6 protein-coding genes are annotated in these 13,162 nt (G+C 35.5%); 1 reads left to right on the forward strand and 5 read right to left on the reverse strand.

What is annotated here, in order from left to right:
* Positions 1-7: 7 nt before the first annotated feature.
* From Q0998_RS08390 to Q0998_RS08400, 3 genes are all read right to left on the reverse strand, one after another.
* Entirely contained in the window at positions 8-1,480 is a 1,473-nt protein-coding gene (locus tag Q0998_RS08390; RefSeq protein ID WP_299668829.1) for a sulfatase-like hydrolase/transferase, read from the reverse strand.
* A 102-nt stretch (positions 1,481-1,582) separates the two neighbouring features.
* Positions 1,583-3,463 (reverse strand): arylsulfatase, encoded by a 1,881-nt coding sequence (locus tag Q0998_RS08395; protein WP_299668831.1) that lies wholly within the window; start codon positions 3,461-3,463, stop codon positions 1,583-1,585.
* Between the two features lie 61 nt (positions 3,464-3,524).
* The gene (locus Q0998_RS08400) at positions 3,525-5,072 is read right to left on the reverse strand and encodes an arylsulfatase (protein WP_299668833.1); all 1,548 of its coding nucleotides are present in this window, start codon (positions 5,070-5,072) and stop codon (positions 3,525-3,527) included.
* Between the two features lie 634 nt (positions 5,073-5,706).
* Between Q0998_RS08400 and Q0998_RS08405 the strand changes: the two genes are divergently transcribed.
* Positions 5,707-6,879, forward strand: a complete 1,173-nt coding sequence (locus Q0998_RS08405) for an alpha-L-fucosidase (protein WP_299668836.1) — start codon at positions 5,707-5,709, stop codon at positions 6,877-6,879.
* Between the two features lie 355 nt (positions 6,880-7,234).
* Here the strand turns inward: Q0998_RS08405 and Q0998_RS08410 are convergent, their stop codons facing one another.
* A complete protein-coding gene (locus Q0998_RS08410; protein ID WP_299668839.1) occupies positions 7,235-9,676 on the reverse strand; it encodes a T9SS type A sorting domain-containing protein in 2,442 nt (813 codons plus the stop codon).
* Between the two features lie 493 nt (positions 9,677-10,169).
* The gene (locus Q0998_RS08415; protein WP_299668842.1) at positions 10,170-13,145 is read right to left on the reverse strand and encodes a carbohydrate-binding protein; all 2,976 of its coding nucleotides are present in this window, start codon (positions 13,143-13,145) and stop codon (positions 10,170-10,172) included.
* Positions 13,146-13,162 lie beyond the last annotated feature (17 nt).

A 13,162-nucleotide genomic window follows, 5' to 3' on the forward strand; every position in this document is an offset into this window, starting at 1 on the left:
GCCACCATTAACTCTGATTCCAAAGGCGGTATGGGTCGTCGTGCTGTTGCATTTGTTCTAATAATAAAGCCTCCATCTCTGCAAGTTTATCTGCATATTTTGGATTATCTGCCAAATTAGTTTCCATTTCCCCTGATTTCTGATGTTCAGAAAGATATTCATTGGGGTTTTCGGCAAGATTAAACAATTGTGTTTCTCTTATTTTACCATCCATAACATCATACTTTATCAGTTTCCAATCTCCTTTTTTTACACTACGCATTCCTGGTTTTGTTCCTCCAGAATAAACACCGTACACAACATCTCTCACTATCTCTTTTTTACCATCTAATAGGGGTTTTAAACTAGTTCCCTCAACAGTTTCAGGTGTTGGAATTCCTGCCAAATCACAAAGTGTAGGTAATATGTCTAATAGATAAGAATTCCCTTTTATTCGCTTTCCTCCTTTTATTCCTGGGCCTTTAATGATGAAGGGTACACGCCACGTATGCTCGTATAAGTTTTGTTTTCCCATTAATCCGTGTCTTCCTATAGCCATCCCATGGTCTGAAGTGTATATAATGTATGTGTTATCCAATTCTCCCATCTCTTCAAGCTTTTGAAGCACTTTACCTATTTGAATGTCTATGTTTTCGGAACAGGCATATTCCCGTCCTAACTCATTACGAACGGTTTGCTCATCTCTATTTTTCCATACACCACTTACTCTTTCCTCATCCCTTAATTCTGGATGGCCATGAAAAAATGGATGTTCAGAAAGATAATTGTCCTGTAATGGTGGTTGTTGGGAATTTACTGGAGGAAGGCTAGATTTGTTCCTATGGTTTGTAGCTCCGTATTTAGCGAGAAGCTCAGGTGTACCATTACGTACATCGTGAGGATGGGAAAAGCCGAAGTAAATTAAAAATGGGTCTTTCTCTTGAGCACTTTTACGTTTATCTAAATAACTCAACACTTTTTTTGAATGCCAGGCACTACCTGTTTCTTCTGTACCTCCTCGTTTTGTGGCATCATATACCTCTGTAAACTGCTCATTTGCGGCATCATACGAATTGCCCCTTTTACAGGTTCGCATAGTTTTATAGCCCGCTCTATTAAAAACAGCTCCCATCGTGTGCTTTTCTAGACTATCTGGAGCGTTGGGATTTTTAAAGGCATTTCCGAAAGAAGGCAAATGCCAGAGTGTGCGTCCGCTCATAATCATATGGCGAGATGGTGTACAAACAGCACCTGCCCAGGATCCCATATGGTAGGCGTTTTCTAAAACCAAACCATCTTGGGCCAACTTACTAATATTTGGTGTTTCTAAAATGGATTCTGGATCATATACCTGTAAATCAAATGGTGACTGATCATCGACTAAAACAAATAAAAAATTTGGACGCTTTTCTTCTTTAGTTGATTTTACTACACTTTTGCAATTCCCAAGAACTAGAAAAAAAACAAATACAACTACATACAATTTAAAATTCTTACTCATAATTCATATTTTTTATTAAAACTATTTTGAACTTATTTTTTGACGTACCCTTTTCAAATACTACATAGTAACTTTAAGACGTTCGATATTTTTTATTTACTTTTAATTCATTTTTTCAACATCAATATAGAAAGCATTACAAGATGTCCCGTCTTCCATATCAAAATAGGCTAAAAGTTCTGTTTCGCCATGAGGAACTTCCATTTCAAGCACTGCTGCTTCAGCATTGTTATCCACATCAATTTCAACATTGTTATCAGCTATTTTTAAATGGGCTTTCGCAAACTTCATAGATTTCCCATTGACAATTGGAGCTTTATAAAGAGTTTCTGGTTTTCCATCTTTCAATGCTGCACTAAGTGCCAAACCACTTTCAGAAGGCCATCTTCTTAAATGAAATCGATACTTACCCGCTTTCACAAAATTTACTGTAAATGGGGCGGGTTCCATAGGTTTTCCTTTGCGAATCATTTGTTGGTTCCACGGTGGATAATAATCTACGGTACGGGCATCATGGCAAGTAATTACATCTATATCATTTACTCCTAAATCTATCACAGAAAATTTGGTTTCTTTAATAACATCTTCCCACCAAGTTTCGTAAAAGGCATTCATTTCTGCTACCTTTTCTGGAAATTTATCAGCTAAATTAGTGGTTTGTCCTGGATCCTCTGTGATATTGTAAAGTTCTTTTCCTTTTATTAAACGCCAGTTGTCATCCATAACACAACTGTTTTTTCCTTTTTCGGGCCAGGGAATACGTTGTGTATCCGTTACCAAATACCTATCAGGTGCTTCAGATTCACCTAAAAGATAATCACTAATATCCGTACCATCCATAGTTTTTTCTGGTACAAATTTTTGCTGAGTTAGTGAAACAAATGTTGGCAAAATATCTACATGAGCAGTTAAATCATTCAAACTCTTACCTCCTGTGAGCCCGCCATCTGGCCATCTGATGATAAAAGGCACTCTATGTCCACCATCATACTCACTTCCTTTTGTACCTCGCATACCGGCGTTGTAACCAAATACTTGATTGGTTTTATCATTGACTTTATATCCTCTTGCGGTACCATTATCTGTAGTAAAAACTACAATGGTGTTTTCGGCTATTCCTAAAGTTTCTAATTTTTTCAACAACTTAGAGAAATTGTCATCAATATTGGTAATCATACCATAAAAACGCTTTTGAGTTTCCTCGATACGAGTTTCGTCTTTATATAAATCATAGTATTCCTTTGGAAGGTTATAAGGCCCGTGGGGGGCATTTAAACTTAAATAACAAAAGAAAGGTGCGTCTTTTTTATCTTCTATAAAACTTAAGGCTTCATCAAACCAAACGTCCGTACAATAGCCTTCTTTTTTTTCTGGGGTTCCGTTTCTAAAATAAGAATCGTCAAAATAATCATTATTCCAATAATCTGGAGTTTGCCCAACACCGCCACCACCATGATAAAAAGCTTCGTCAAAACCTCGTTCATGCGGATGAAATGGGCTGTTATCTCCTAAATGCCATTTACCAAACATACCTGTTTTATAGCTATTATCTTGTAGCACATTCGCAATGGTGGTTTCTTCTCTATTTAGCATAGATGCTCCCATAATGGTATGCCAAACGCCATTTCTATTACAATTTCTTCCTGTTAATAAACCTGCTCTTGTTGGGGCACAGGTAGTTCCTACGTGGTAATTGGTAAGGTTTACTGACTCTGTAGAAAATTTATCTATAGCAGGTGTTTTAATAATGGTATTCCCTGTATGCCCCAAATCACCATAACCTTGGTCGTCTGTAATAACGAAGACAATATTGGGCCTTTTTTCTGTGCTTTTTACTTTTTCCTGTTTTTCTTTACATGAAAAAAGAATAAGCGGTATTATTAAAAACAGGCTATGACATATTGATTTATTGATGTTTTCAAAAATCAATTTACTTTTAAACTTGTTCAAGTTAGAAGGTTTTAAATATTGGTTTGGTATCATAATTAGTATTTATTTTTTGTTTGATGTTTCTTTCTTCTTTAATGATGTTTATATGAAGAACTTATTCTTTATCATTCATCCAACTTAACTGAGGCCAAGTTTCAGGATCGTCATTTTTTTGATTGACCCCAGGAGTACTTCTACCATTTAATACAATTTGTGAAAGTTCTTTTCTATATTGTTCTAACAGTTCAGGTTTCTCATCTTGTAAATTATGCTCTTCTCCAATATCACCACTTAAATTATATAATTGAAATTTAGGTAAACTATCAATGGCTGCTTTATCTCTTGGTCTTGGAAAACTCCACCCACCAGAACCTGGACAAAAAATGGCTTTATAGTCTCCCTTTCGGTACGCAAATGAACCATTTATAGAATGATGCACAATACTTTCTCTATTTGGCAAGCTAGATTCAATACCGAGTGCTGATAAAAAACTGTAGCTATCTTCAGCTACATTATCCCCAATTTTTGTATCCAATGCATCTACAACTGTTGCAAAAAAATCTGTTGTACACACCAACTGGCTAGATTTTGCTGATTGCACTTTTGCTGGCCATCGGACTATAAATGGCACTCTATGACCACCTTCAAAAATATCTGCTTTATGCCCACGAAACACATAACTAGGGTCATGCTCTTTTGTTGTTAATTGTTCAAAATCTGCTCGAGGAGAACAGCCATTATCGCTTGTAAAGACTAAAATGGTGTTGTCTGCAATGCCTTGTGCTTCTAATGATTTCATTACTTCGCCTACCACCCAATCTACCATAATCACAAAATCACCATACGGGTTATCTAATCCACTTTTACCTTTAAATTCGTCTGTTGGCAAAATAGGAGTATGAGGCGCTGGTAAGGGCATGTATAGAAAGAATCGCTGGTCGCTTTTAGCATGCTTATTTATAAAGTTAACCGTTTTAGCAGTAATTTCTGGTAACACTTGTTCGTGTACAAAATCATCAGATGTAAGTCCTTTTCGCCACATAGCTTGATCATCAGCATTTTTAGTAAAATTGGTTGGTACCCTTGTAGGTTGGTCATTTTCTACCCACACATAAGGTGCCATATCTAACGAGCCATTAAATCCATACCAATAATCGAACCCATTAGCAGTAGGTCCATTTTTTATTTTCTTAGAAAAATCAACAGCGTCTTTCCCTTTTTCGATATTTGCCCAATCCCAACCTAAATGCCATTTACCAATCGCTGCTGTGTGGTATTCTTTAGATTTTAATAAACCTGCAATAGTTGTTCTATCATCAGGAATTAAAGCTTTACTATACCCATGTAACACCCCTCTTTTTAATTCTGAACGCCAATTATAACGACCTGTTAAAATACCATATCTTGTGGGAGTACATACTGCACTACTAGTATGAGCATCTGTAAACATCACGCCTTCCGAAGCTAGTTTATCAATATTAACTGTCTGGATTTTAGAATTTTCATTGTAACTAGAAATATCTCCATATCCTAAATCATCTGCCAGAATAAAAATGATGTTGGGTTGTTTTTTATCTTTTTTTGACTTCTCTTGTACGCATGATGATACAATAAATGTAATTAGCATCAGAATCGATACAATGGAGGTTTTAATTCTATACATACATTAATTTTTAATTTGTTAAGGTGAAAAAATATAAATATAATTGAGAGTGTTAAAAACTTAAGTCCTAAAGGAACCGAGATGTATTTCTGGAGTTCTATAAAACACTGATTGTAATTCTTTTGAAAAATATTTATAGAATTTAAAAAATTTAGATCCATAAAACATACCGTGCCCACAAAACAGTTTTATTTTTAAAATTCGATTGGATTTATTTTTGTGTACACATTTTAGTTTGTTGAGGTAAATATTCTCCTTTTAAAATAAAATCTTATTCTCTATTCAGTCAAGTTTTTGCTTGAATCAAACATTCTTGAAATTTAATAATTTTTCGAGATAACACAAAAACAAAAAAATGTAATTTAGTACAAATTTTAAAAATTGCCGCAACCTATTCGATGGAGTGGTATTGCGTGCAAACGACAAGCAAGATAAAATTTAATAAATTTTTAGTACTCAATTAAAAAATTAAAATATTTTGAAATATTCTTTAAGTATAAAATTAGTTTTAATCCTGATAATCATATTACCTATGAGTATTTATGCACAGGAAACAAAGCCATTAAATCTCAATAAACCTGAAAGAGAGGCATGGTTTACAGACTTAGGATTTGGAATGTTCATTCACTAGAGTATGGATGTTCAATTGGGAATGGTGATTAGCCATAGTATGGTTGGTGCCTCTGAAGATTATCTTGACAGGTATGTAAATGAACTTCCTAAAACTTTTAACCCGGTAAACTTCGATGCAAAACAATGGGTTAATGCTGCCAAACTTGCAGGGATGAAATATGTTGTATTTACCACCAAACATCATAATGGCTATTGTATGTATGACACTAAAACAACCAATTTTGGCATAATGAATAGTCCCTATGGCAAAGACATTACAAAAATGATTGTTAATGCTTGTCGTGAAGCAGGTTTAGCAGTGGGGCTATACTTCTCGCCAGATGACTTTTATTTCCTGTATAAACAAGGCACACTTATATCAAGGGATCGAAAGGAAGCGCTTGCTAGTGGCAACCCAGATTTAAATACCTATGCGAAAAAGCAAATGAAAGAACTCATGACCCAGTACGGAAAAATTGATATTGTGTTTTTGGATGGTAGAGATCAATTTGCACAAACAGCGTTAGCAAAAGTATGCTGGGAGATTAATCCAGAGGTGGTGGTTACCAGAGGAGCGATTGAAACTCCTGAACAAAACACCCCTGAGGAACCAATTCCTTCACCTTGGGAAGCCTGTTATACATTTGGAAATCAATGGCAATATAGACCCACAAATGAAACATATAAAACACCTAAAAATGCTATTCTTGAACTTATTGATATAAAAGCAAAAGGGGGGAACTTTTTATTAAACTTTGGCCCTGATGCTTTAGGTAATTTTCCACCCGAACAAAGGGGTGCTTTGAATGAAATTTCCCTATGGATGTTTATTAATAAAGAAGCATTTCATCAAACCATACCTCACCATACCGTTAAAGAAAATAATATGTGGTTTTTAACATCCAAAGATCAAAGAACTGCATATATATTTATCAATAAGAATCAGTGGAAATTTGGTGCGCGCCATAAGTTTACAATTAAAGCATTCAAATCAACAGATCAAAGCGAAATTTCTGTTTTAGGTCACAATGGAATAGTTAAAGAATATGATAAGAACGCCAATCCTGTTCCTACAATTAAACAAATAAATGATGGGATGGAGATATCGGTTACACGATCTCAAAGAATTTATAACGACCGTAAATGGAATAACCCTTTTGTTGTAAAAATAACTGAAATAGCTATTAATGAATAAATACTATGATACAAGATTGGGTTAGAACAAATAGTGCCAATATCAAATAACAAATGACCTCGACCCAAGGGTACGAGGTATTAAGTTGAAAGTTCTGTTTTATCTCCACGCACAGCACATCGGAAAATAAAACCGATAAATTCCGATAAAAATTAGGATTAGTCTGCCTGCTTACATAGTTAAGTCCAACTAGAAATTTTTAATTTATTATTTATCTGAGTTCGATTGATAAGTTACTGATTATCAGTTGTTAGCTATCGATCTACAAAGTTTTAAAACCTTGCAGGATATAAAAAATAAATGCTTTCTATTAAAAATCAACACATTGCGTTTTTAGATATTAATCGAACTCAGATTACTTCTTAATTATTTTTCTTGTATAAGTTTCATAATCATCTAAGACTTTTATAATGTATAAACCTGAAGATAAATTACTAAGATAAACAGTATTCCTTCCGTTTTTAATTGTACCAGAATGGATGGTTTTACCTAAATAATCGATAATTTGTATTTCGGCAGCTTCTGCTTTAAAGCCTTTCAAATCAATGTTAATGTTATCAGACGTTGGATTTGGATATACCAAAAGTCTATCTGTTTTTGTATTATCCTCAATTCCAAGTATGGCATCTCCAAATACTTGTACTTCAGCAAGGTTGAGTGTTAAGGTTAAGTTAGATTCAATTCTTATAATCTTGCCAACTGCCCCATCAGGATTTACTGCTACAGAAGGACTCGGTTCAGTAGTAATTCTTTCTGAATATGTTGTAGTACGATTAGCATCAAGAACAAATACTGTAAAATCACCCAATCTATCCGTACAACAACCATTTGTTCTGTTAAATACATTGATATCATTAATGTTGTATTCAGCACCAAGATCTACTTCCCACCAAGCACCAGGACCTTCAGCAGCGGTTACAGAACCGCTACCAAAATTTCCATTTGTGTCATTATCAATAGCACGAGAAGCAACACCACCACTTAATGTTGGTGATGATTGTGTTGCTGTACCGTTTAAAGCAAGATTATTGGTTCCAGTTCCGGTTCCGCTTTCCTCAGTAACTGTTAATACTCTTACAACATCTGTAGCAGCTAAAAAGTTAGCGTTTCCAGGTTGTGATGCCGTTATATTAGTAACACCGGCACCTTGTATTTGAATTGTTCCGTCTACAACAGTTGCTACAGCTGGATTAGAACTAGTAAGTGTAACTTCTAAACCAGAAGTTGCGTCCACAAAGGGAGAAAAATCAGGATCATTCACATCTTTTTCAGATAACTCTGCAAATGAAATAGACTGAGGTATAGGGTCAGTAGTTGGGTCACCAGCATCAACAACCGACAAAAAACGAGTCACAAAAGATGCATGACGATAATTGTCATCACCGTTTTGTCTTGCTGTAATACGTGTCATTCCTTTACCTACAAGCTTAATTTTATTATCAACAATAACAGCAACTTTAGGATCTGCACTAAGATAAATAACATCTAAACCAGAGGTTGCAGTAGCGCCTGGATCTATATCTGCGCTTCCTAATGTTACAGGGAGCATAGCAGGAAAACTTATAGATTGAGGAGTTTTAACTTCTTCCCCAACTAAAAAAGCACATTCAGGTCTCACATAAGGTGAAAACGTGATGTCATTTTCTTCAAACTTTTGGTTAACATAGGTCAGGATAGCATGTTCGTCGTCCTTTATGGTTCCATCTGTAGTGGTACATGAAAAGGTTATAGCTCCTCCAGCCATAGTAATCTTTTTTGCCATTCTGTAGGCAGTTTCATTATTCTGTCTCAATTGAGCACTAGCAACAGACCACTGTTGCCTCATAGGCATAAACATATGCTTTAAAACAGCTTTCGTAGTTCCATTAGGAGTAACATTACCATTATTAACATCAGTATAATTATGATAGTTAGTCTCTTGAATATTTGGAATCGTAAATTCGTCATGCGACCATGAATCACCTCTAGAACCTTGCCCTAATGGAAAAACATGCCCACCTGTATAGTCAGCTTCAATAACTTGTGTTTCATATTTGATAACACCATAAGGATCTGGATCATCATCATCACAACCATCTAATAATACGACCATTTTACTACCATTTGGATTAAAGAACTCCGATTTTAAAGTATTTGGCGTTAAAACCATATTTGGATCAAGTTCACGCATCATGTTTATAAGCAACATATTTCTCTCATTTATAGCACAAGCATCTAACCAATAACCATCTACTCCCATTTCTTTAAAACGTTTCATATACCCTTGCATTAGGTTTGTTCTGGCAGCATACTCATCTCCACCAAAGTAATCAGTATAATAAGCAACCCAAGCAGCTGCGGCCTCTGTAGAAGTATCTACTTCTGTAAATTCTTTACAGTTAAGATATAAGAGTACTTTTTTACCAGCATCTTTGAATATTTTTATTACATCAATAATAACCTGTTCATTTTCTAAACTTGGTACAAAATCTTCATGTATCACATAATTAGGATCACCAGTTACTTCAGCAACGTTTGGATTATTTCGTAAAGTAAAACGATTTGTTCTAGCATTCTGTGTCATATTAGTAAGTGCATGCCCCATAGTAGTGTATGCATCTACCATTTCTTGTGCTCCAGCTCTGTAATCATAGCCTGAGTTAACATATTGATCCAATTGAGAACCTCCTCTAACATAAAGGCGAACACCCCAAGAGCCTTCCATCCATTGTGTTTTTGTGTTAGGATCATCAACCTGTGCATACCCTGTGATTGAGAGCAGCATTAGTGTTAGGAAAAAAATCGTTTTCTTAATCATAATTTTTAAATTTAAATAAGTTATACTATAGTTTAATTATTTTCTTAGTTTATATGTGTTTTTATTGATCAATTACTTTAATAATATAGTCCTGAAACAAGGTTACTTACATCAATAACTGTACTTGCTCCTTTTAATATCAGTTGGGAAAAATATTAATTAAGTTGATGATGCAATTTACTTTCTTATAAAAAAAAATAAATGCTTATATTAACCAATTATTTGCTGAAATAAACCTTTTATTACACTTTAGCGAAAAAACAGGAACAAAAACCTGTTGTAAAAGTTTTGGGTTTTGAAATATTTAATTGGCGTAAATTTGACATTACACGTTCTTATTCTTTAAGAGCTGTTACCACAAGGTTTGTTTAGTTTAGTTTAGTTTGTATTAGGTTAAAATTCTTTATATAGAAGAGTCTTTTTTTTTTAAAAAATACCGGTGATTTCGATCACCGGCATTTTTCAATTATGCAATTGTTTTTTAATTATTCAATTATTTTTTAATTATTTTCTTAGTTTGTACGTGTTGTTGCTCATCAATTACTTTAAGCATATATATTCCTGAAGCAAGATTACTCAAATCAACAACTGTATTCCCCTCTTTAATATCATAGGAAAGCACACTTTGTCCTGCAAAATTGATGACATCTAACTTAGCCGTTTTTGAACCGCTAATTTTAACATTAAGGATGTCTTTTACTGGATTTGGGAAGGTATAAAAGATACCATCAGCATCTGACGTTTCTAAGTCAAGCGTCACTTTTTCTGAACTTGTTTTTGATGAACTCGTACCATCAAACTCAAACCAATTAACATTGAATAAATAACCACTACCGCCGTTAAATACCAGATAAACATCATGTGTTCCGCTTACACTATTAATCGTTGAACCAGAGGTTGTATACGTTCCCCAACCGCCTGTGTTAGATATAGAAACTGTACCTATTAAAGTACCTGTAGGGCTTCCTAAACGTACTTCTATACTTCCTCCACTAGTGTTACTAGACGCTCTTACATCAATACTGTTTGCACAGGTTAAATCTATATTACTGTACATAGCCCAGTCGCCATTCTCAATAAATCCTATATTAATACCTTCATCAGCAATTCCTGACATGCTATTAAAGTTTTCTGCTTGAATTCTTGAAAATGTGGCACAAGAACTCGTCGCTTCTGTAATTGTAAAAGATACCCATGAACCTGTACTTGATGTTCCTGTCATTTTAACAGCTCCTGTGTTGTCAATCTGAAGCCTATTGTAGTTTACCGTTCCATCAGGAATGGTGAGAAAGTATGTTCCATTAGAAAGACCTTCTGAAAAACTGTAATATGTATTGGTACCATTTGCTGTGGTTTGGTTCATGTCCGCATCGGCGGTACCATCAGTTCTTAGTCGTGGCTTTGTTCCTCCTGCTGCAAGGTCAGTGTGCCAATAGCCATTACCATTGTCCACAAATTTCCATTCTACATCAGCTCCTGTTGTGGAAATAGAAGTTGTATAAGCATCTTCACTTTCTCCATTTGCAGCAAGCCGTAGATTCCATTGTGGGCAATCGATATAATACGTCTTGTTAGGATCGGGAACAAATGCGTTGTTCACCGCTAATTCACCAAACACTTGTACTTCGGCCAAGTTTAATGTAAGCCCATTGTTTGATTGTACTCTAACAACCTGCCCAACAGCTCCTCCAGCATCTATGGTTACAGAAGGGTTAGGTGCACTGGTAATCGTTTCTGAATACGTCGTAGTACCAGTGCCATTTATAACAGATACTGTAAAATCAGATAATCTGCTTAAACAACAGTTATTGGTTCTATTAAATACATTAATGTTATCAATGCTATAACTATCTCCTAAGTCTACCTCCCACCATGCATTAGGACCTTCAGAAGCAGTAACGGAACCACTACCAAAGTTTCCATTTGTGTCATTATCAATAGCACGAGATGCTACACCTCCACTTAGTGTTGTGGATTGTGTTGCGGTACCGTTTAATGCAAGATTCGTGCCGCCACCAGTACCTCCAGTTACCGTCAACATTTGATGCTTAAATGGCGCATGACGATAATTATCGTTACCGTTCTGCCTTGCTGTAATACGAGTAATTCCAGCTCCAACAATACGAATTTGATTGTTAACAATAGTTGCAACAGCTGGATTAGAACTAATGTAGCTAACTGCTAAGCCAGAGCTTGCCGTAGCACCAGGATTAAAATCAGCACCACCTACTTGCTTATTAGAAAACGCAGAAAAAGTTATATTTTGAGCTGTTTTAACCTCTTCTCCTGCTAAAAAGGCACATGCAGGTCTTACATATGGAGTGAAATCAATTTCATTCTCTTCCATTTTTTGATTAACATAGGTCAAGACAGCGTCTTCGTCGGCAATTATCGTTCCATCAGTTGTAGTACCTGAAAACGTAATTGCTCCGCCGGCCATAGTAATTTTCTTTGTCATTCTATAAGCTACTTCATTAGTCATTCTCAATGTAGCACTAGCCACAGACCATTGCTGCCTCATAGGCATAAACATATGCTTCAAAATATTTTTGCCTTCAAAAAGCTGATAGTTGCTCTCTTGAATATCTGGAATAGTGAATTCTTCATGCGCCCATGAATCACCTCTACCACCTTGCCCTAAAGGAAAGATATGTCCGCCGGTGAAATCACCTTCAACATCATTCATTGCATATTTTATGACACCATAAGGATCGGGATCGTCATCATCGCAGCCATCTAATAATACGGTCATATTACTACCATCTGGATTTTTGAAAACCGACTTGTCTGTATTTATTGAAAAAATCATATTTGGGTCAAGCGCACGCATCATCGCTACAAGTTGGATGTTTCTTACGTTCATAGCAGCAGCATCTAGCCAATATCCATCTACGCCCATTTCTTTAAAACGTTTCATGTAGCCTTCCATTAGATTGGTTCTGGCCGCATATTCATCGCCACCAAAGTATTGATTTACGTAAGCATACCATTCATCGTAAGCATCCGATGAAGTATCTACAGCTGTAAATTCCTTACAATTAAGATATAGGAGTACTTTTTTACCAGCATCCTTAAACACTTTGATTACATCAATGATGACTTGTTCGTTGTTGTCATCTTTGTTTGGAACGAATTCTTCACTTATAACAAAGTCAGGATTTCCCGTTACCGCATGAACATTCGGATTATACCTTAATGTAAATTTATTTGTTCTAGCATTTTGTGTCATGTTAGTAAGTACATGCCCCATAGTAGGATACTTGGCTACCATTTCCTGAGCTCCTGCTACATAATCATAACCATTAGCTATATATTGATCTAGTTGCGGGCCACCCCTAACATATAGACGGGCGCCCCAGGAGCCTTCCAGCCATTGTACTTTTGTGTTAGGATCAGTTACCTGTGCATACCCAGTGATTGAGAGTAGCATCAATGTTAGGAAAAAAATAGTTTTAATTTTTTTAATCATAATTTAGTGGTTTTAAT

Origin of the sequence: uncultured Polaribacter sp., from assembly GCF_947501385.1 — a bacterium.
GTDB lineage: Bacteria > Bacteroidota > Bacteroidia > Flavobacteriales > Flavobacteriaceae > Polaribacter.